Consider the following 21,712-nt stretch of genomic DNA (forward strand, 5'->3'; position numbering starts at 1 on the left):
GAGACAGGCACCGGCCCCCGTCGTTCCCGCCCCGGCTCCGCGGAGCACTGCGCCCGAGGTCGATGACAACCGTCCGACGATCCTCACGGTGTGCACGGGCAACATCTGCCGCTCTCCGATGGCAGAGATTCTGTTGCGCGCTCGGCTCGAGCCGCTGGGCGTGCGCGTGCACAGCGCGGGCACGCACGCGCTGGTCGATCACGCGATGACCGAGCCCGCGCAGGACATCGCGGTCGAGCTCGGTGCTGGCGCGGATGCCGCGTCCGGCCACCGCGCTCGCTACTTGGTGGAGCCAATGCTGAAGGATGCCGACCTCGTGCTGACCATGGCCCGCGAGCACCGGTCGCACTCGGTGCAGCTCATGCCTAGCGCGCTCAAGCGCACATTCACCCTGCGCGAGTTCGCGCGCCTGGCCTCGACCCTCAGCAGCGAGGCAGCGCGCGCAGCGGCCGATGCCGCCGGCGACGACCCCCGCGACCGACTGCGAGCAGCGGCCCTCGCCGTGACAGCGCAACGCGGGCTGTCACCTGCCGCGCCGGATGAGGACGACATTATCGACCCGTACCGCCGCTCCCGCGAGACGTACGAGCTCTCTGCGTCGCAGCTTGCCCCCGGGATCGACGACGTCGAACGCATCGTGCGCGCGGCGCTCGTCCGCTGAGCCTGCCGTCGACCCCTGAGCCTGTCGAAGGGTCGATGCTCCCGCCGCGGGTCGTTGAGTGAGCGCAGCGAGACGAAACGCCTCGTTCGAATAAGCCCTCTCGGCTTCCCCTCTGCTTTCCCTCCATACGATGGACTCCATGACGACAAGAGCCGAGCTGCGTGCTGAGAAGCCGCGCCGACCCCTGCTGCGCAGTTTCCGTTTCTGGGTGCCGATGGGGATCCTCCTTCTTCTGCTCGTGATCGCTCTTGCCGGAGTTCTGATCGGCAAGCCGATCTATGACCGCGCGATGTCCGCGAAGACCTCGCTCGAGCAAGCCATGCCGCTCGCCGCAACGGCGAAGAATCAGATCCTTGCCGGCGACAGCGAGGGCGCGAAGGCCACGGCTACGAAGCTCGCGTCCCTCACCGCGGACGCCCGCAAGCAAACGGACGACAGCACGTGGAAAAGCCTCGAATGGGTTCCGTTCGTCGGGCCCAATCTGCACGCCGTACGGACGGCTGCCGCCGTCACCGACGACCTCGTCACTGGCGCTGTCACTCCCGCGACTGGCTTGAGTCTCAAGGCCCTGACGCCGGTCAACGGCGCCATCAATCTCGACGCGATCACCGGCATGCAATCGACGGTGACCCAGGCCTCGGATGCGGTTGACAAGGCAGCAATTGATCTCGAGTCGATCAATCACGACGCGCTGATCCCTCAGGTCGAAGGCGCACTCACACAACTGACGGGTGCGGTCGACGAGCTGCAGCCGCTCCTCGGCCCAGCCAAGGACATCCTCGGCGTCCTGCCAGCAGCGCTCGGCGCCGACGGTCCGCGCAACTATCTGACGATCTTTCAGAACAATGCCGAGTCGCGTGGGACTGGAGGAAATCCGGCCGCCCTGGTGATGATCACGGCCGACAAGGGCAAGATCAGCATCACACAGCAGGCATCGAGTTCGAACTTCGATAACGGGCGCGCGACGCCAGTGACCGACTTGGATCCGGAGACTGTCGCACTTTACGGAGACAAGGTCGGTCGGTGGATTTCCGACACGACGATGACGCCCGACTTCAGTGAGTCGGTCGACATCATCAAGGCCTACTGGGCCGAGACCTTTGATACGCCGGTCGACGCAGTGGTTTCGTTCGATCCTGTTGCGCTGAGTTATCTGCTTCGTGCCACGGGTCCCGTTGTCGTCGCCCCCACACCTGTCCCGATCGAAGGCGACTGGGTCCAGTTGTTCGACGCACCCGTCACGCTGACGAGCGACAACGCTGTATCAATCCTGCTCAATGCGGTGTACTTCACCGACATCAAGGCGGGCACCGTGCAAGACGCTTTCTTTGCCACCGCCGCGCAGTCTATCTTCGAATCTCTTACGACAGGGAACGCGGACCCGAAAGCCATGCTGGACGGTCTCGCTCGGGCGGTCGACGAAAACAGACTTCTCTACTCGCCGGCGAACGAGGAGGAAGCCCGGCTCGTCGGCGAGTCGAAGCTCTCAGGTCGCCTCCCCACGAGTAACCAGGACCGCACGCTTGTTGGCGTTTACGTGAACGATTTCACTCAAAGCAAACTCGACTACTACATGCAGCTCGATGTAGCCGCAAGCTCTACACAGTGCACGGATCCAGACAGCCCTGTCTTCGAGGCAACTGCCACGCTCACCAACACGGTGAGCCCAAGCGCGGCGCCAGCACTCCCCTATCCGATTGCACCAGCGCAGTACTTTGAGAAGGGTCACGTCGCGACCTATTTGGTGTTCTACGGCCCCGTCGGATCTACGTTCACTGGTGCGACCATCGACGGACAAGCGATCCAGGCTTCGGGCGTCCAACATCTCGGTCGTGGTGCGGTGAAGATCGCAGTGAAAAACGCACCTGGACAGACGCGCACCGTGAGCGCCGAGTTTTCCGGGGCCTCCGGCCCCTACGGCGAACTAGATATTCAGCACACACCGATGGTCCGCCCAGTAAGCGAAACGCTTACGACTGAGGGGTGCGAGTAATCTTCTCGACTAGAGCACTCGGATGTAGTCGCCGAGCGCGTCGTCGGCGTCGGTCGGTGTGAACCCTGCACGGGTGATCTTGTCGAGGTCAAGGATGCTGTTGCTCGGCCGTGGTGCGGTCGGCGCGGTGGCCTGGGCGTAGTACTCGGCGGTGGTGACGGGTGAGATGCGGGCGGGGTCGTGGCCGAGGTGCTGGTAGACGTCGCGGGCGATGTCGGCCCAGGTTCGTGCGGGTCCGGTGCCGGTGAGGTTGTAGGTGCCGTAGGGCGCGCGGGTGGCGAGCAGGTGCCGGATGCCGGCGGCGATGTCGTGGGTGAAGGTGAGCCGGCCGGTCTGGTCACCGATGACAGTCGGGTCGATGCCGCGTGCGGCGAGGTTCGCCATGGTGCGGACGAAGTTGTTGCCGTCGCCGATGACCCAGGATGTTCGGATGATGTAGTGGCGCGGGGCTGTTGCTGCGGCGAGGTCGCCGGCGGCTTTGGTCTGCCCGTAGACGCCGAGGGGACTGTACGGTGCGTCCTCGGTGCAGGCGCCGGTGGCGGTGCCGTCGAAGACGTAGTCGCTGGAGATATGCACGAGGGTGATGCCGTGCTCGGCGGCGATGCGGGCGAGCGCGGCGGGCGCTTCGGCGTTGATCGCCCACGCGGTCCTGCGTCCTTCGGGGGTCTCGGCGGTGTCGACGGCGGTGTAGGCGGCGGCGTTGATGATGGTGCCGTAGTCGCGCCACCGGCGTGCGTCCGCGAGGTCGGCGCTGGTGATGTCGAGGTCGGCGCGGGTGGCGTAATCGATGTGCGCCGCTTCGCCGAACTCGGCACGCAGAGCCCGGCCGACCTGCCCGTCCGCGCCGGTGATGAGGATCTTCTTCGGCCGGATCGGGGTGACGTCGGCGAGCCGCGGGTGTGCTTTGTCCTTCTCAGAGATCTGCACCTGGTCCAGAGGGATCGGCCAGTCGATGGCGGCGCTCTCGTCGGCGAGGTTCAGGTTCGCGTAGTCGGCGTCGGCCGACCAGTGGTCGTTCACGAGGTACGTGTACGCGGTGTTCGGCTCGAGGGTCTGGTACGAGTTGCCGACTCCGCGGGGCACGAAGATCGCCTTCGACGGGTCGATCTCGGTCGTGAACACGACCCCGAAGGTGGGGCCTTCGCGCAGGTCGACCCAGGCGCCGAAGATCCGCCCTGTGGCGACGGAGATGAACTTGTCCCACGGCTCCGCATGGATGCCGCGGGTCGTCCCGGCCGCGTCGTTGAACGAGATGTTGTTCTGCACCGGACCGAAATCCGGCAGGCCCGCCGCGGTCATCTTCTGCCGCTGCCAGTTCTCCTTGAACCAGCCCCGGGAATCGCCGTGCACCGGCAGGTCGAAGAGGAGCAGACCAGGGATCGGGGTCTCTGTGACCTCAAGCTGTTTCCCGAAGGCGATGTCGCCCACTTACTGTCCCTTCGACGCGTAGAACGCCTCAGTCCGGCCCTTCGAAGGCGCCCACCACGATTCATTGTCGCGGTACCACTGGATCGTCGCTGCGAGACCGGACTCGAAATCCGCGAACCGTGGAGTCCACCCGAGCTCAGTGCGGAGCTTGGTCGAGTCGATCGCGTATCGCAGGTCGTGCCCGGCCCGATCGGTGACGTGATCGTATGCGTCGCGCGGCTGGCCCATCTCCTCAAGGATCAACTCGACGACGTCCCGGTTGTTCCGCTCCCCGTCGGCGCCGATCAGATACGTCTCCCCGGTGCGGCCCTTCTCCAGGATCGTGAGCACCGCGGACGAGTGATCGTTCGCATGGATCCAGTCCCGCACGTTCTCCCCTGCCCCATACAGCTTCGGGCGGAGGCCGCGGATGATGTTCGTGATCTGCCGGGGGATGAACTTCTCCACGTGCTGGTACGGGCCGTAGTTGTTCGAGCAGTTCGAGATCGTCGCCTGCACCCCGAACGACCGCACCCACGCCCGCACCAACAGATCGGACCCGGCCTTCGTCGACGAGTACGGCGACGACGGGTTGTACGGAGTGGTATCGGTGAACCGTGCCGGATCATCCAGCTCCAGATCCCCGTACACCTCGTCGGTGGAGATGTGATGGAACCGGGTTTCATGCTTCCGCGCGGCTTCGAGCAGCGTATAGGTGCCGACGATGTTGGTGTCCAGGAACGAGCGAGGACTGTGCAGCGAATTGTCGTTGTGAGACTCCGCCGCATAGTGCACCACGGCATCTGCCCGCGCGGTCAACTCGTCCACGAGTGCCGCGTCCGTGATGTCCCCGTGCACGAACGCGACCCGATCCTCCGGCAGACCGGCCAGAGACGCCCGGTTGCCCGCATAGGTCAGCGCGTCCAGCACCGTCACCCGGTGATCGGTGTGCTCCACCACATGGTGCACGAAGTTCGATCCGATGAACCCGGCTCCGCCGGTCACCAGCAGCTTCGACATCAACGCCCCCGTTCCAGCGTCTCCAAGAGGTATGCGCCATAACCCGACTTTGCGAGCTTCTCAGCTCGCTCGCGTAGCTCGTCATCGGTAAGGAAGCCCTGACGCCATGCCACTTCTTCCGGCACACCGATACGCAGACCAGTGCGGCGCTCCATCGTGCGCACGTAGTCCGCGGCATCGGACATCTGATCGAACGTCCCCGTGTCCAACCAGGCCGTGCCGCGCGGCAGAACCTCCACCTGCAGCTTCCCCCGCTCCAGGTACTCCCGGTTCACATCCGTGATCTCATACTCCCCGCGCGCGCTGGGCGACAGCCCCCGCGCGATCTCGACCACATCGTTGTCGTAGAAATACAACCCGGGCACCGCGTAGTTGCTCTTTGGATTGGTCGGCTTCTCCTCAAGCGACACTGCACGACCGAGATCATCGAACTCAACTACACCGTATGCACTCGGTTCAGCGACCCAGTAGGCGAACACAGCGCCACCATCCACACCTGCGTAGCGCTTGAGTTGGTTGCCGAGGCCCGGTCCGTACAGCAGGTTGTCGCCGAGCACGAGTGCCACCGGCTCATCGCCGATGAAGTCCGCACCGATCGTGAACGCCTGCGCGAGGCCGTCCGGCGACGCCTGCTGCGCGAACGTCAACCGGATCCCGAACTGCGACCCGTCACCGAGCAGCCGCTCGAAATGCGCCGCATCATGCGGTGTCGTGATCACCAGGATGTCGTCGATCCCCGCCAGCATCAGCGTCGACAGCGGGTAATAGACCATCGGCTTGTCATACACCGGAACCAACTGCTTCGAAACACCCAACGTGATCGGATGCAGACGCGTGCCAGAACCGCCCGCGAGAATTATCCCCTTCATGTGTGCTCTTCCTCGCCCCCTGGTTATAGTCAATTCTGACAACGCCGCAGGCCAGCCTAGCGTCAACGACACACAGCTGTCCGAGGCGCAACGCGATGGTGATGCGCCACGCGAGCACGCGGCTGCGTGGTGGATGCGCACGGGCCACAACCACGGTTCACGCCAACGTCGCACTTGAAGCGATCGCGATAACACGCCGCTTCCTACACCCGACTCACGACCGCGTCCACCTCGGGGCTCATCGTTGGCTGTTTCCGAGCGCGCAACTGTGTGTGGAAAGCGCTACTGATGTGTGCTATCCGGACTACCGCGAGAACACTTCGCCGAGTTTGAGGAGCACACCCGAGGTAACGACTACCGGGTCGCGCCACGCCCGCCAGCACGCTGTGCCGCCACGAATAGACTCGAAGAATGAAGCAATCTGATCCGCCGTTTGGAACAGTCCACGGTCGTCGGGCATTGCTTACTGGCGCAGCGGCAAGCGGCCTCACATTCGCCCTTGCCGGGACAACCGCCGAACGAGCGCGGAAGTCTGAGAAATTGGATCCCGTAATGGCGGCAGTCGCGGCAGACCCTGATTCGGCCTTCGCGACTCAACTTGGGGAAACGATTGACGGGGGTCTCGATACGATCCGACCTGATCACGGCTCTCGCGCTGTCGGCAAAGGCGAGCTCCGGGTCAACGTGAAGGATTTCGGCGCAGTCGGCGACGGCGTCACCGATGACACAGCAGCGATCAATAAAGCAAAAGCCGCAGCGTTGGCGTCCGGCGCCGAGTTTTGGGTTCCGCACGGCACGTACCTCTCTGACGCTCCCATCACGTGGGCGGATGTGTCGGACGTCCGTGTGCACATGGATGGTCGAGTCAAGCGCAAGGACACGTCGTCGCGCGACTCGCTGTTTCTGTTCCGGAACGTGAGTGGGCTACAGATCGGCACAATTCGCACGGACGGCAACGTTGCGAGCAATGGCCTCGCTCAGTCGGACGCCGTCGTATACCCAGTCGACGAGGCAAAGCACGACGTCCGGCTGGACGGGTGCGCGGATGTTGACATTTCCCTAATCGACTCACGCAATCCTGCCGGCGACACTCTCTACATCACGGGCGGAACCACACGAGTCAAAATTGATCGGGTTAACGCCGTCGCAGACCGATCGTCCGGGCGAAACGCCGTTTCGCTGATTGATTGTTCAAAGGTCTCACTGAACGCACTGACGAGCGTGGGGGTCGGATGCTCGGATGGTGTCGTCGCAATGCCTGGCGGATTCGACATCGAACCGAACCGCGGACAGACAGTATCAGACGTGACAGTCGGGCAGATCATCGTGGATACCTCTGGCGCGTCGGGGTTCAGTGTGTTCGGCAACTACACAGTCGAAGGCGTCCGACAAATCAATCGAGTATCAATTGGTAGCGTCGTACTGACCAAGACTGCCGGGGTAAGGTCTGCTGCGTGCGACATTCCGGTTCGTGGCGTGGAACGCCTGAACGTCGCGTCCCTCCTTCATACGACGGACGCGGCGAACGCGAACCAGGCGCTCTCTATCGTCGACGCATCCGACGTCGAAATCAACGTGGACATTCCGCGCAGCGGCGGGGCCGTGCCGGTAAGGATCGGTGCGTCAGCCATTGTTGACAGACTCACGCTCCGCGGACGTATCGGGAAAAGCGGCGGACACTGCATCGAGGTTGGCGCACTCACAAACTCGCGGATTGACATGAGCCTCAAGAACCCCGCGGATGGCTGCATGGTCATCAGCAAGAACGCGACGGGAACTTCTTCCAATGTCCGCTTCAACGGCGACTGGGCTAAGGCCACCACCGGGTCAGGGGCCATGAATATTGAGGGCACCGTTACGGGGTGGCTACTAGATGGTGTCGACTTGACCGGTTGGGCCGCCGGTCACCGCGTGAGGGGCTCCGGCAACCCGGGTGCTGTCGAACGCCGTAATGTCAGGGGGCTGACGTATGGCACTGCCGCTCCCGTTGGAGATGCATGGGACGTGGGGCAGTTCGTGGACAACCTCACTCCGACGGAGCAAGGTACGGCTGGCGCAAAGTTCGTCATCCGCGGGTGGGTATGCGTTGTCGCGGGTGATCCTGGAGCTTGGGTGCCGGTGCGTGCACTCACCGGCAACTGATCAATCAGCTGCAACTGGAGAAGGCGCACCGGCAGAAGCACCCGGACCCGGACTATGCGCCGTTGCCGGTGGAGGCCGCGCGGATCGTCCAGGTGGGGGCGAGGAAGCGGTGGTCGGAGGAGGATACGGCCGATCGGCCCGGGACCCGGCTCGTTCACGAACCACGACCGTGATAGATTCTGCACGGCTATCCGAAGCGAGTTAGGCGGCAATGTCTGTGAAGGTTGTAATCGTCGGGCAAGGTTATGTTGGTCTCCCGGTGGCGATGCGTGCGGTAGAAGCTGACTACGATGTTGTGGGCGTTGATCTCGACGCTCGTCGGATCGATCGACTTCACGCCGGGGACTCTTACGTCGATGACGTCGCACAAGAAACCCTGAGGGCCGCCCTAGCGTCTGGCCGTTACCTCGCTTCAACGAATTACGAGGATGCGCGCGACTTCGATTACGCGGTGATCACGGTACCCACACCGTTGAAGGAATCGCTCCCAGATCTAACGTTCATCGAGTCCGCTGCAAACTCACTGGCTCCGCACCTGAAGAACGGCGCGACAGTCATTCTGGAGTCCACAACTTATCCGGGTACGACTGAGGAAATTGTCGTCCCCATTCTCGAACAAGGAAGCGGCCTTCGAGCGGCGCTCGACTTTCACGTGGGATACAGCCCTGAGCGTATCGACCCGGGCAACAAGACGTGGGGCTTCGTAGAGACGCCTAAAGTCGTATCCGGCATCGATCCTGCATCGACTGAGCAGGTCGACCTGTTCTACTCCAGTCTGGTGAATCGAACCGTCCGCGTCTCCGGAACCAAAGAAGCAGAGCTCACGAAGTTGCTCGAGAATACGTTTCGCCACGTGAACATCGCGCTCGTGAACGAGCTTGCCGTTTTTGCCAATGAGCTCGATATCAACATCTGGGAAGCGATCGATGCAGCCGCGACGAAGCCGTTCGGGTTCATGAAGTTCACACCCGGGCCAGGAGTCGGCGGACATTGCCTACCTGTCGATCCGAGTTACCTTTCCTGGCAAGTTCGACGCAGGCTTGGACGCAATTTTCGTTTTGTAGAGCTCGCCAATGACGTCAACGACCACATGCCAAATTACGTAGTCGACCGGGCGGCCCTTCTGCTCAATAACAGCTCTGTTGCCATGCGTGGCGCATCGGTCCTTCTAGTCGGACTTGCGTACAAGCGCAACACAGGGGATATTCGCGAATCACCTTCGCTGGCGCTCATTGACCTGCTAAATGCACGAGGTGCTGATGTATCCGGATTCGACATCCATGTTGAGCCCCATCATTGGCCCGAGCGAGTAACGCGGGTTCGAGACCTCGAGGAAGGCCTTGCATCCGCTGATCTGGTCATTCTGGTAACCGACCATGATGACATTGACCTCAATCTGGTTGCGAACTCAGCTGTGCCGACGCTCGATACACGTAACCGTCTGACAGGCGATACCGTCGACCTGCTTTGATTGGCGAGCACGGGGGTTTTGGAATTGCGAAAGTCGACGGCGGGGCCAATCGCCGGATCAGTTGCGCCCGACGGACAGAAGTCGGGGATCAGAGCCGGCCGCTATCCTGCTCGTGTGCCTGCTTTCGTCCAAAACCTCTACCGTGATGTTGTTCTGAACGGCATCATCGGAGCGAAACTCGTACCCCGTGGACTTCGGTGGCGAGCACTCCGAGTCGCTGGCCTAGACGTGCAACGATCCTCGATCAACGCAAATGTATTCTTTGGTTGGACGCGGGTGACGATTGGCCGGGCTGTGTTGATCAACAGTGAGGTGTTTGTCGACGCGGCCGCCCGAGTCACGATAGGTGATCGCGTTTCGATCGGTCCACGAGCCGTGATTCTAACCGGAACGCACGAGATTGGTACGGAAGATCGGCGCGCGGGACGCGATGTAGCCGCGCCAGTGACGATCGGAGCCGGCGCGTGGATCGGCGCGCACGCGACGATTCTCCCGGGGGTTACCGTTGGCCGAGGCGCCGTCGTCGCAGCTGGTGCGCTCGTCACCGAAGATTGCGTCCCCAATGGGCTCTACGTGGGAGTGCCTGCACGTCTTGTGCGAATTGTTGATTAGACGACGGGCTCTCGTAGACGAAAGCACGTGAACCGGCGATCTAAGGCTAGTTCGAGTTCTGGCTTGGCGGTCCCGCCAGCTTCTCGTATAGGTGCTCGTACCGATCCGCCATGGTGGTCAGCCCGAATCTGAGGGCAAGTTCACGATACTTTTCACGGTCTTGATCGCGCACTGCATGCTTCAGCGCCGTAGCCAGTGATTCGGAGTTTCCGATCTCTGCGAGCCTCGAAGCAGGAAGTATATCTGGGGCGATCCCCACCCGTGTCGAAGCTGGCGAAAGTCCCGACAGCATCCCTTCGATGAGCGCCAATCCGAAGGATTCTGTTCGGGAGCTGACTGCAATGACATCAGCGGCGGCGAGGAACTCCTCGGACGCGGCAACGACACCCTGAAGCACGACTGCGCCAGATAATCCTGCCTGCTCTATCAGGCTTTGGATTTCGCGATTACTCGCGTCGAAACCTCGGCCGATCATCCAGAGCCTCAAGTTGCCGAGCTCCAAGTTGGCACTCGCGACTGCCTGGATCACGACAGCGGGATCCTTGTCAGGATGATTTCTCGCTAAGTACGCAATGATCGAGTCACCTCGACGCGCGGCCGGATCAACACGTTCCCTCGTCCGTTGACGATCCACCCCGTCGGTCGGCGTAAATCTCGACGTATCGACGCCGCCGGAGATGACAACGCCATGCTCGCCCCGAAAGCCCGCGGCTTCATGAGCAGCACGCGCGGAGCTCGAGACGTAAACGACCGCGCCGACCCTCGCGCTCAGAACCTTCAGCGCAGCCGCCATGTGTCGCGCGCTCCCCATACGGGGATCAGCCGGAGCGTCGTGATGGATGCCAATAACGACTCGGCGCCGTGAGGGGTACAGAACCGAAGCGAGCAACCCCGCGTGATACATCCAAGCGTTCACAACGTCAGCTCTAGCACCTCTAATCGCGCGGCACAGGTGCCACACACTTCGAAATCGCGCGATGAGAGACCCTCGCCGGATCTCGAACTGCGATACGTCTACGCCGGCACCTTGCGCCTTCGACACCAGATCCCCGCCGGCGCTCATAGTGATCACACGCACATCGTGCCCCCTACGGACTTGCTCCGCGGCTAGATCCGCTAGCAATCGTTCCGCCCCGCCCGTCTCCAGACTGGATATGACGTGAACAATGTGCATGGCGCTCCTCGTACAGTCGTGTAATCAGGGATCAACCCACATAGCCTAGAATAAGATCGCCATGCACACTCGATCTCGTCTTCACGTGCCGCGCAGGATGATTCGGGGTGCCACCGGCCCCCTCCTTAGTTTCGTCGCACTTTTCGCGCTTCCGTTGCTGGGAGCGTTGACCCTTGACACGAACGATTTCGCATTCTGGGCACTTCTAGCATCGATTTCCACGATCGCTCTGTCTCTCGATTTTGGCGGGACGGCATTACTCACTTCGCGCTATCATTTCGCGAGCAGAATTGCGACGCACATACAGGCAAGCTTACTGTCCGTTGTTGGTGCGCTGATCGTGGGATGCGTCGGTGTACTGGCCTGGGTTGTGCTCGCTTCCACCACCTTCGCAGGCACGACGAGCGTGGCTGAAGGCATCTTGGCAATCGCGGCGATGTCGCTCGCGGCCGCCGTCCGCAGCGTGCTCTTGGTCATCGCGCAGTCGTCGCTGTTGGAAGGATGGATCTCGATACGAAATCTCGCGATGGCCGGCCACGCCTTTGGTGCCGTAGCAATCACCAGCGTATGGCTCTTGGTTGCGCCATCGTATTGGGCATTGCCGATGGGGTGGCTCCTGTCCGGCGCGATCCTTCTACCCTGTTGCGTGATTTGGTTCAGCGTTAAGGCTCGACGCTCCCCGCACACCATCAAGGGCACACACGAATTGAACTGGGTACGTTTCGCTATGCTCAGGACGGTAAACACGCTCGTGGCCTCGGCGGTCCTTCAGGGTGATCGATGGATCGTAGCGCTGGTCGGTGGCCCTGTTTGGCTAGCGCTATACGAAGTCGCTTGGCGATTCGCGGCGCTACCCCGAACTCTAGTGCAGGCGTTGGCGATACATGTCAGCGCTGATGTCGCACCAATGACGAGCGAGCACCGCGATGAAATGACACAACTCGTTCGACGGTCCACGACAATCGTCGCGGCGGTAGCAGTACTGGGCTCGATTGCGGTGGGTGTTGCGTACGTAGCGTTTACCAATCTCGCATCACAATCCAGCAATATCACCCTATTTGTGTTGATGGTGATAGCCTTTTCCGCCATGGCGGTGACGTCGCCGCTATCTATCGCGGGAACAACAGTTGGCCGCGCGGCAATCGATCTCCCTTACGCCGGTCTGGCACTCGTTGGAATGCTTGCGTCGGCCACATGGGCGATTCTCGACGGGAACATCTGGATATTCTTCGTCGGGTACTTTATTTCACTCCTGGGCAGCGTGCCAATTTTCTTCGCTTACGCACCCCGCTGGGTTCGCAGCGGCCTCGAAAGACGCAAGCGCAACCCCACTCCAGCACCCACCGAACTGGAAAGAAATTGATGATGAATCAGCTCCGGCGACTGCACCCAAGATATATCTGGGCGGCCTTTCGTATGCGCACGTCTCGCTTCGCGAGACTCAGGGCTGCGGGGCGAGTGGAGTTCGGCGAAGGCTCATACGGCCCTCCCAATATTCGGACTTACGCCGGCGACGACTCTACCCGCCTACTCGTTGGTCGCTACTGCAGCATCGCGTCAACCGCCACGTTTCTGCTCGGCGGCGGCCACCCGACTGACCGACTGTCCCTCTACCCCATTCGGCTCCGAATGGGAATGCCTGGGGCTGGAACTGATGGATTCCCCGAAACACGTGGAGACATCGTGATCGAGGATGGGGCCTGGATCGGCCACGGAGCGCTCATACTCAGCGGAGTCACCATTGGGAGAGGCGCCGTCGTCGCTGCTGGTGCAGTGGTGGCACGCGATGTCCCGCGGTACTGGATCGTCGCCGGCAATCCTGCTAAGCAGGTACGGGCGCGACTCACCGATGCTCAAGTCGAAGAAGTCGAACGCACGAAATGGTGGGAGAAATCACCCGCCGCCGTGGCCGAGATGGCATCGCTGCTGAATGGGCCACCGTCAACTACCTGACGTCCGTCCGATCACGTTGGCGACGACGATAGGCGCACGGCAACGCTTTTCTCTGCCTGCCTGTCGTCGCGCACACGGGATGATATAACCAAGACAGAAACGATGACGAGCGCTCCCACGTAGCCTTCCATGACAGGTTCGATCATGGCAGCGGTGAAGGCAGCGGCAACCGGCGCACCGTAGACGCCTGCGCCAATGACTCCGCGCAACGTTAGCCACGTAAACACAATCAGCATCGGCAGCGCAAAAAGCCCAGCGATTTGAAGCGCGGAAAAGTACCAATTGTGGGCGAACGTAATAGGGCTACCCAGCAGCGCGGGCGATACCTCACGCAGCCCTGTCCAGCCGGTGCCGAACAACGGCGACCGCAGGAACTCGTCCCATGCGAGACGGTAAAGTCCCCACCGCGCATCAATGTTGTACGCAGGATCGGCGCTCGTATTCTCGAACCGTTCCCCGACAACGATGTTCATCAGCCAAAGTCCAACGACTGGTACCACGAGAACCCCGAGGCGACTGACAACTCGGGTGAATCGACTACCCCCGGAGTTCCACGTAGCGACCAGCAATCCCACCGATAGAGCGACGATGGTTCCGCGCGACAGCGTTGAAACTGCCGTGACGAATGACGCGACAATTGCAAGAAGCAGAACCCAACGTCCGCGTTCGATCTCCATCGCTCGTGCGAGAAGCCAGTATCCGACGATCACGAGGACCGCACCAACGTAGTTGGAGCCGCCCCAGGCAACCAACAGAGTCGCGTGAACCTCAGCGGCGGTCGATGCCTCGTCGGTCCCAGCAAAGTTCTGGGCGGCGCTGATCGCTACGAATGTAACGAGTCCAATATCGATGGCGTTTAGGCGCACCGTTCGCGCGCCGGCAGCTTGAACTCCGATCACTACGGCAGTGATCGTGCCGCTAATGAAGTTCAGAAACGCCATGGCGGCGGAATTCAAGTGAGGAGCACTCGCCACACCAACTCCAAGGAGGGCCGCGCATAGCAACAGCGCAGCAGCCGCGCGCGGTGCCGACGGTGCACGGCGTACGGCCGTTGCTACCCCCACATGAATCAGGAGCAGAGCAGCGCTAATTTGACTCGGCGTGAAATACGCTTCAAAGACTACGATCGTCGGACCGATCGAGGCCAAAGCAAAGGTCAGCCCCGCCAAGAAGAGCGTGACACTTCCTGGTGCTACTCGGTTTCTCGCTTCAGAATGCGTCATAATTTGGCAACGTTGGACGTTTGTTAGTGGCCAACGCACGCATGGCGCGCAGAATGCCAACCAAGTGCTGCCTCTTTGGGCTTCGAGAGAAGACGACAAGCGGCACCCGGAGGACAAGAGATCCCTGACACAGCACCATGGCCGACAGTCGACTCGTTCCCCACTTGAGAAGGTACATATAAGCACCCCAGACCGCAGCCGGCAAGACGGTCGCAACATTGGCTCGGCCAGTGACGCCCCGGAGATGCTTCACGCCGCGGTCGCTTAGGGCGATGCGCTTGTATCCTGCATCACGCGCGCGACGCCCAAAATCCGCGTCCTCGAAAGAGAAGGGATAGCGTTCGTCCAACCCGCCCAGTGCTTCCCACACCGAAACCCGGACCGCAACTGCGCTAAACGGTGCGTAGTGATCGGCCGGCGATTCACCCACGAATCGAGTGTTGCTACGCCGACGCCTCAACCCGCTAAGCATCGAAACAGAAAAAAAGACCTCCCGACGACGCGGAATTCGGTGAAGGGGCTCATCGCCAAAGGAGACAAAGTCTGCCTCAGGAAGAGAAGAAAGAGCATCCACTACGATCCCAAAATCATCGATCTCGACATCGTCATTCATTATAAGAATCCACTCGCATGACTCGGGCCGTTGCTCCACTGCCCGGTTGACGGCACCTGCGAAGCCGAGGTTGTTCCCAGCCGTTGTGACGTCGACGCTCGTATCCTCCAGAGTCTCAAAAGCGGAGAGGCCGTTTGCAAACACAGCCATGCTGAGTCCCGAGCTCTTCGCGGATCTGGATAAATTCATTACCTGGCTCGCGCGCGTGGTCGAGAGCGTCGGAATCGCCACGTGGATTCGTTGCTCGATCGACTCAGTGTTCTCGTTCAAGATGTCCTCACAGTGTTCACGCTTTCGCTCTCTGGCCCCGAGCATAACCGGGGTGCATCTGGGATTTGAGGCACCGCAAGCTCATGCTGAACGGAACCAAGCGACGGTCTCGCGCAATCCTTCATCCAGCGTCTTCGGTTGAACGTCGGGGAAGAGCGCGCGCATACGGATGCCATCAGCCTGAGAAGCGCGGACGTCGCCTAGTCGACCCTCGACGTGCTCAACGGTTACCTCTGCACCGACCACCGAGCGAATTTGTTCAATCAGTTCGATCAGCGTCGTTCTCGTTCCGAATGCTAGGTTCACCGGGTCAGGATCGACCAATCTTCGCGAAACTGCCGAGTGCAAGGCTGCTGTAACGGTCTCGACGTAGGTGAAGTCACGAGACTGTTGACCATCTCCATGAACCACGAGTGAGCGGCCGTTCAGCGACGCGTCCAAGAATCTCGGTATGACTGCGGCGTACACGTGACCCGCCGCTTGAAGCGGACCGTAGACGTTGAAGAATCGGAACGCCAACGTCGGAAGCTCGTACGAGCGTTGATACGCAAGCACGTATGCTTCTGCACCAAGTTTGGTTACGGCATAAGGACTCATCGGCCGGGTCCAATCGAACTCGGACTTAGGCAGGCTTGTGTTTGCTCCGTAAACCGAGCTCGAGGAGGCAAAGGTCACATAAGCGCGATTCTTCCGCGCAGCCTCGAGCACGTTCAGCGTTCCTGTCAGATTCGCGACGTGACTTGCGACGGGGTCCTTGACTGAACGGGGAACGCTGCCAAGAGCGCCTAGGTGCACAATCGCATCGGCTCCTTCGGCTGCCTTCTCGATTGCGGTGACGTCCGCGACGCTCGCGATGATCAACTTGACCCCCAACCCGGCAAGATTATCTCGACTTCCAGTGCTGAGGTCATCAAACGCGACCATCTCCCAGTCAGGCGTGATTTTCCGGCAATGCGCAATAAAGTTTGCGCCGATAAAACCGGCACCACCTGTGACGAGGACCTTCATAAATTCGCGCTCCTTTTCCTGCGAGTTAGATCGCACAGCGAGTCGTGCGTGGCAAGCGTCCGATCACTGAACACTGGGGTGCCGATCACTGGGCATGTTCTTGACCAAGCTGTGCTTCGAGATGATTCGCGTAGCTGTCCTGGACTCGTTCGCGACTGAAGTTGTCGACAACCCACTTGCGCCCGTTGGCGCCTAAGCTTCCCGCAAGTGTGGGGTCGAGTAGAACGCGCGCCAGATTGTCCGCAAGCGAGTCTGCATCCGCGACCGGCGATGTCAGGCCAGTGACACCGTCGATGACAGCGTCACGCACCCCTGTCGCATCAGAGGTCACAACCGGAATGCCTGAGGCCGATGCCTCAAGAACGACGTTTACGAATCCTTCCCGGTAACTCGGCAGACAAAGTAGCGTCATGAGGGAGTAATAGTCAGCCGGCTGCAAAACGTGTCCGGTCGTCACGATGTTCCTGCACGACTTTCTGAGTTGGGCTACGCCGTTGGCGCCAGATTCATCATCAACGCCCCCCAGAACGAGCACCTGAGCGTTCACTCCTCTTCGTTCTAACGCTGACATAGCATCGCCAAGAACATGTAGTCCCTTGTCTCGGGTTAATCGCCCCACGAACCCGACGACCGGGACGTTCAGATCCATCCCAAGACGACTTGCGATCGCGGCTCGGTCCCCGTTCTTGATCCGGTCTGGCCGAAATACTTCGACATCGACACCGTTCGAACTTCCCCTACCGAGCACCGCAATCTTGTCACTAGGTGCCAGCCGCATCTCAATCGCGAGCTCTCGCAAGCTGTCGCTGACCGACACCACGGTGGACGCGCATGCCATCGTCATTCTCTCCGCGAACACCAGAAGCTGCTTCCGGAGCCCCGCGCTGGTCTCGAGGCGCAGTCCCCTCAACAGGTACACCCGCGCGGGCACACGAAGCATCCAAGCGGCAAGCGATCCGAGCAAGCCAGCCTTCGGGGTGCCGACAGAGACTACGTCTGGTCGCACGCTAGCAATGACCAAGAGCCACCTGCAAAAACTGAAAATGTCACGCAATGGATTAGGTGTTCGATCCATCTTGATGCCATGCGTGACTACGCCCTCGATCTCCGACAATTCAGCAAGCCGCTTTCCGGGCGTACTTACGACGTGCACTTCCCAGCCCCGGTTCACTAGGTACTGAGGGAATCCGCGAAGAAACTGCAGTGAATCATCGATCGTCACAGCCAAGAGCACTCGCCGTCGGCGGTTCATCGTTCGGCGCCTCGATCGTTGCAGAGACCGCTGGCCGTCGTGGCAACCCTTGTTACCTTTATCCGCATACCCGTCAGACCTCTCCCCGCTGGCTTAGTGAATGCCCGAGTTCAATGATGGTGCTCCTCGTGGAGCGCAGGCGCTCACTTGACAAACCCAGCGCACCCCAGTCAGGTCGCACTACGAGGTCCTCAACGAGCCGTGCTACGTCGGCTCCCCGCCCAAGCAGTCGTGCACCGAACGTGAGGACGCCGACCGGGACTGGCCACAGCCGCGCACTCGTCCCAAGGCCCTCGGCGAGATACTCCGCAAGCTGACGCGTCGAAAGCGGTGTGGGATCGCCCAGGAGGAAGACGCGAGATCCGTCAAACTCCGCCTCAAGGGATGCGAGGGTACCCGTCACGAGGTTGTCCACCGAGACCATCGTCCGTGCGTTGAGAATCGATCCGATAGGGAGCGGAATGCCGCGTCGCACGGCACCACCGATTCGTCGAATATTTCCACCCACGCCGGGTCCGTAGACGACTGTCGGACGCAGGATCGCGACCGACATACGGCTTCGGGTCGCGACCTCAGCGAGCCCTTCCTCGGCCAAGAGTTTCGATCGACCGTATGGGTCGACTGGCGACGGCTTCGAGGCGTTCGAGAACGGCTCGCCCGTCGTACGTTCGCCATTGACCTTGATAGAGCTCATGAAAACGAAACGCTGAACACCGGCATCCGCGGCTGCGCGGGCAAGGCCGATAGTCGGCTCCACGTTGACCCGCCCGTACACGGAGTCGAGGTCACCGGACTGTTCGTGCATCACGTGGACCCGCGCAGCCAGGTGGACGACCGAATCAGCGCCTTCGACGGCCTCGGACCAGTCGTTTCGGTCAGCGATATCCCCGACCTCGATCTGGCGCATATCCGTCACTGTCGGGTCGATCTTACGCACAAGCGCGACGACTTCATGGCCACGGCGCGTGGCCTCTGCGATGAAGTGCCGCCCAACGAATCCGGTAGCACCGGTCACGTGTATCCTCACGTGCTCACCTTTCGTCTCAGACTGATTACACGCCGAGAAACCAGCATGTAGGCCGCACACACGGCGATGACCGCGCCGGCCGCGATTGCGGTCGCGCCGGGCAAGTCAATCAGTGCCAACATGCCCCCGGTGGACGCGAACGCCACGAACAAGGCGAGCAGCAAAGCGACACTGAGATGCGACGATCCCGAGTCGATGAGCCGCTGATACACGTGCTGTCGGTGGGCCTCCCACCACCTCTCACCACGGATCAACCTAGCGACGATGGTCGAAGACGTGTCAGTCGCGTACACAGCCATCGGAGCGAGCGCAGTGGGCCACGGTACGCCGCTCGCGATGGCTGCGATCGACGTGGTTGCGACGCTCGAGCCGAGAAGATAGCTGCCACAATCTCCCAGGAACATGCCCGCGCCAAGGACGTTCCAGGGCAGAAAAAGCAGGAATGCGATGCCGATGAGCGCGCCAGCGACTGAAAGCCACTCACGATCGGTGGCGATGCCGATCACAGCAAACGCGGTTCCGGCGACCGCGCCGAAGAGTGATGAAATCCCGTTCGCACCGTCCATGAAGTTTGCCATGTTCACGAATGCGGCGAAAAGCGCCGCGACGAGGGGAACGGTCCACCAGGGAATGTCGAATGCCACCGCGCTCGCGGCGCCGAAGAGCAGACCGAACACGAACTGCAGCACGAAGCGCACCCGAGCCGAGAGACTCCGCACGTCATCCACGAAGCCAAGTATCGCCATCCCTACGCTAACTCCGACAACCAGCCACAGCGGCAGGTAGGTCGGCGCAAGGATCGTACCGATGAGCATCCCAATGCTGGTGGCGATGCCCATGCCACGGAGCTTCGGCTTTGCATGCGACGACCGCGCGTTGGGAACGTCGAGCACACCTGACCGCTGCAGTATAGGTCGAAGCAATAGCGGGCTCAGCCCCGCCGCTACCGCGCACGCGACTGCGCTGACAAACATCGCCATCACTCAACTTCCGCAGAAGTGACGTTGAGGCGCTCGATGATCGTGGTTGCGTTGTTGCGCGGGCTGGCGAACATCCGGTCCATCCAGCCCTGTTTGTCCAGACGCTCCGGCGAGATTGAGTCGGCGCGAGTGTGTGAGACCTTCGGATGGAACGGCCGTTCGAGGTCTTCACGGTTGCCGACGAGCACTTCGTGCAGCTTCTCTCCATGACGGAGGCCGGTGAACACGATCTCGATGTTCTTGCCGCTCATCGCAATCATGCGCTTGGCCACCTCGAGGATCGAGACCGGCTCCCCCATATCGAGGATTAGGATCTCCCCAGGTCGACCGATTCCGCCGGCCTGGATCACGAGCTGGCACGCCTCAGGAATCGTCATGAAGTAGCGAGTGACGTCCGGGTGAGTGACCGTGAGCGGCCCTCCCGACTCAATCAGAGACTGGAAGGTGGGAAGCATCGACCCCCGGCTGCCGATAACGTTGCCGAATCGAACGGACAGGTAGCGCATGCCGGTCTCGTCAGCTGCCCACGCCGTCAGCTTCTCAGCGACGCGCTTCGAATGACCGAGAACGCTCGTTGGATTCGCTGCCTTGTCCGTCGAGATGTTCACGAACGTATCGACGCCGACGCTGCGCGCGGCTTGCAACACGTTGAGCGTGCCAAGCACGTTCGTCTTCCATGCCTCGTTCGGGTACTGCTCGAGCATGGGAAGGTGCTTCAGCGCGGCGGCGTGGAAGACGACCTCTGGCCGTCGATCGGCAAAGATCTCGCTGAGAGTCGCGTCTTCACGGATATCGGCGAGAACCACATCCTTGGAATCGAGCAACCCGTGACCGGCGGTACCCAACTGCGCAAGCTGCAGGCCAGTCTCGTCACGGTCGAGCATGATCAACTCACTCGGGCCGTACTTGGCCAGCTGACGGCACAACTCCGATCCGATCGAGCCGCCTGCACCGGTCACGAGCACCCGGCGCCCAGTGACGTAGCCCGCGATCAGCTCGACATTGGTGTCCACAGGATGCCGACCAATCAGGTCCTCGATGCTGATGTCACGAAGGTCCGCAGCAGACTTTTCACCGCTGAGCAAGCTTGACAATGTCGGTGTCACTGAGACAGTGAGACCGGCCTTCGCTGCCTCGTCGGTGAGGCGCCGAAGCAGCGTGCTGTCGGCCTGACCGATCGCGATGATCAGAGCGCTGGCTCCTGTCTTCTCAGCGGCCTCGGCGATCTTCTTCGTGCGTCCGATCACCGGAACGCCGCGCAAGCGCAGGTTCTTCTTCGCCGGGTCATCGTCGAGGATGCCCACTGGACGGAACGGTGACGCCGGGTCTGTGATCAGGTTGTGCACCAGCGTGCTGCCGAGATAGCCGGCACCGACAATCAGCGCTGGCTTCGCCTGGTCCCCAGGCTTACGCGTCCGCTCGAGCATCAGGCGCGCCAGGTAACGCACGCCGAACATCATCAACAGCACGAACGGGAACGCCAGAATCACTGTGCCGCGCGGCACGCCGAATATAGGGCCGAACGACATCACCAGCGTTGAAAGGACGATTGCCTGCAGCAGCACTGCAAGCCCAAGCATCCGCACTTCTTCGAATGATCCGTACGTGTACCGACCCCGGTAGAACGCGAAATAATAGCCGACGATCACCTGTAATCCGGCGGCGACGAGGGCGAGGACGAGCGTCGCCGTCCAACCTCGGAGCGTTGGGTCGTACTCGAATCGGAGCGCGAGAGCGGCGAAGATGCCGATCACCCAGGCCAGGCTGTCGACGACGGCAGCTGCGAAGCGCCTGCGCCGCTGCGCGACCGACACTATTGGAATTGATCCCGTGCTTGCGCTCGGTTCCACCCGATTTCCCCCCAGCAGTAACAGATGCTTCTATGCGCCAGCATTGAAAGCCCGACACACAAATCAATGGTGGCACACCGTCCGGTCGATTGTGGACAAGGTACAACAGCCAAGCGGGAGTCCTGTGTACCGCGCCGGTCACTTCGACAGGCTCTGTCGCCGGGTCGGTGCGCTTCGACAGGCTCCG

18 protein-coding genes are annotated in these 21,712 nt (G+C 61.3%); 7 read left to right on the top strand and 11 right to left on the bottom strand.

All coding sequences use genetic code 11. From position 1 onward, the window contains the following. Together LQZ87_RS14745 and LQZ87_RS14750 are read left to right on the top strand one after the other, a co-directional pair. Positions 1–661: hypothetical protein (locus LQZ87_RS14745; protein WP_363317992.1), on the top strand; the 661-nt coding region annotated here is incomplete at its 5' end. A gap of 139 nt (positions 662–800) precedes the next feature. Then, the gene (locus LQZ87_RS14750; protein ID WP_230104198.1) at positions 801–2,654 is read left to right on the top strand and encodes a DUF4012 domain-containing protein; all 1,854 of its coding nucleotides are present in this window, start codon (positions 801–803) and stop codon (positions 2,652–2,654) included. Positions 2,655–2,663: 9 nt separating this feature from the next. On the opposite strand, the gene LQZ87_RS14755 is transcribed toward LQZ87_RS14750, so the two are convergent. The 3 genes from LQZ87_RS14755 to rfbA are packed head-to-tail and all read right to left on the bottom strand — an operon-like array spanning position 2,664 to position 5,950. Continuing rightward, positions 2,664–4,082: a bifunctional dTDP-4-dehydrorhamnose 3,5-epimerase family protein/NAD(P)-dependent oxidoreductase gene (locus LQZ87_RS14755; RefSeq protein ID WP_230104199.1), complete on the bottom strand. Its 1,419-nt coding sequence runs from the start codon at positions 4,080–4,082 to the stop codon at positions 2,664–2,666. Next, positions 4,083–5,081, bottom strand: coding sequence for a dTDP-glucose 4,6-dehydratase (rfbB, locus tag LQZ87_RS14760; protein WP_230104200.1), 999 nt, complete (start codon positions 5,079–5,081; stop codon positions 4,083–4,085). It lies immediately after the preceding gene. Beyond that, entirely contained in the window at positions 5,081–5,950 is an 870-nt protein-coding gene (rfbA, locus tag LQZ87_RS14765; protein WP_230104201.1) for a glucose-1-phosphate thymidylyltransferase RfbA, read from the bottom strand. Before rfbA ends, rfbB begins: the two co-directional genes overlap by 1 nt. 411 nt (positions 5,951–6,361) lie before the next feature. Here rfbA and LQZ87_RS14770 point away from each other — a divergent pair, with 411 nt between their 5' ends. The 3 genes from LQZ87_RS14770 to LQZ87_RS14780 all read left to right on the top strand — a co-directional run bounded on the left by LQZ87_RS14770 (position 6,362) and on the right by LQZ87_RS14780 (position 10,175). Continuing rightward, positions 6,362–8,092 (top strand): glycosyl hydrolase family 28-related protein, encoded by a 1,731-nt coding sequence (locus LQZ87_RS14770; protein WP_230104202.1) that lies wholly within the window; start codon positions 6,362–6,364, stop codon positions 8,090–8,092. 211 nt (positions 8,093–8,303) lie between these two features. After that, positions 8,304–9,563 (top strand): nucleotide sugar dehydrogenase, encoded by a 1,260-nt coding sequence (locus LQZ87_RS14775; RefSeq protein ID WP_230104203.1) that lies wholly within the window; start codon positions 8,304–8,306, stop codon positions 9,561–9,563. Positions 9,564–10,007: 444 nt separating this feature from the next. Further along, the gene (locus LQZ87_RS14780; protein ID WP_290368283.1) at positions 10,008–10,175 is read left to right on the top strand and encodes a DapH/DapD/GlmU-related protein; all 168 of its coding nucleotides are present in this window, start codon (positions 10,008–10,010) and stop codon (positions 10,173–10,175) included. Positions 10,176–10,221: 46 nt separating this feature from the next. Here LQZ87_RS14780 and LQZ87_RS14785 read toward each other — a convergent pair whose 3' ends face one another. Next, positions 10,222–11,349 (bottom strand): glycosyltransferase, encoded by a 1,128-nt coding sequence (locus LQZ87_RS14785; RefSeq protein ID WP_230104204.1) that lies wholly within the window; start codon positions 11,347–11,349, stop codon positions 10,222–10,224. Positions 11,350–11,515: 166 nt separating this feature from the next. Between LQZ87_RS14785 and LQZ87_RS14790 the strand changes: the two genes are divergently transcribed. After that, positions 11,516–12,712 (top strand): oligosaccharide flippase family protein, encoded by a 1,197-nt coding sequence (locus tag LQZ87_RS14790; protein WP_230104205.1) that lies wholly within the window; start codon positions 11,516–11,518, stop codon positions 12,710–12,712. A 272-nt stretch (positions 12,713–12,984) separates the two neighbouring features. Continuing rightward, on the top strand, positions 12,985–13,302 hold the full coding sequence (locus tag LQZ87_RS15265; protein ID WP_363317993.1) for a DapH/DapD/GlmU-related protein: 318 nt from the start codon (positions 12,985–12,987) through the stop codon (positions 13,300–13,302). An 11-nt stretch (positions 13,303–13,313) separates the two neighbouring features. Here the strand turns inward: LQZ87_RS15265 and LQZ87_RS14800 are convergent, their stop codons facing one another. The 7 genes from LQZ87_RS14800 to LQZ87_RS14830 form a co-directional block, all read right to left on the bottom strand. Then, on the bottom strand, positions 13,314–14,471 hold the full coding sequence (locus tag LQZ87_RS14800; protein WP_230104206.1) for an O-antigen ligase family protein: 1,158 nt from the start codon (positions 14,469–14,471) through the stop codon (positions 13,314–13,316). Positions 14,472–14,511: 40 nt separating this feature from the next. Beyond that, a complete protein-coding gene (locus tag LQZ87_RS14805; RefSeq protein WP_230104207.1) occupies positions 14,512–15,408 on the bottom strand; it encodes a hypothetical protein in 897 nt (298 codons plus the stop codon). Positions 15,409–15,489: 81 nt separating this feature from the next. Continuing rightward, a complete protein-coding gene (locus LQZ87_RS14810) occupies positions 15,490–16,416 on the bottom strand; it encodes an NAD-dependent epimerase/dehydratase family protein (protein WP_230104208.1) in 927 nt (308 codons plus the stop codon). An 85-nt stretch (positions 16,417–16,501) separates the two neighbouring features. Continuing rightward, a complete protein-coding gene (locus tag LQZ87_RS14815; RefSeq protein WP_230104227.1) occupies positions 16,502–17,638 on the bottom strand; it encodes a glycosyltransferase family 4 protein in 1,137 nt (378 codons plus the stop codon). A gap of 103 nt (positions 17,639–17,741) precedes the next feature. After that, on the bottom strand, positions 17,742–18,683 hold the full coding sequence (locus LQZ87_RS14820) for an NAD-dependent epimerase/dehydratase family protein (RefSeq protein WP_230104209.1): 942 nt from the start codon (positions 18,681–18,683) through the stop codon (positions 17,742–17,744). An 8-nt stretch (positions 18,684–18,691) separates the two neighbouring features. After that, positions 18,692–19,534, bottom strand: a complete 843-nt coding sequence (locus LQZ87_RS14825; RefSeq protein ID WP_230104210.1) for a UDP-phosphate glycosyltransferase — start codon at positions 19,532–19,534, stop codon at positions 18,692–18,694. A gap of 140 nt (positions 19,535–19,674) precedes the next feature. Continuing rightward, on the bottom strand, positions 19,675–21,489 hold the full coding sequence (locus LQZ87_RS14830; protein WP_230104211.1) for a nucleoside-diphosphate sugar epimerase/dehydratase: 1,815 nt from the start codon (positions 21,487–21,489) through the stop codon (positions 19,675–19,677). Between the last annotated feature and the right edge of the window lie 223 nt (positions 21,490–21,712).

The organism is Microbacterium sp. Bi121 (assembly GCF_918698005.1).
GTDB lineage: Bacteria > Actinomycetota > Actinomycetes > Actinomycetales > Microbacteriaceae > Microbacterium.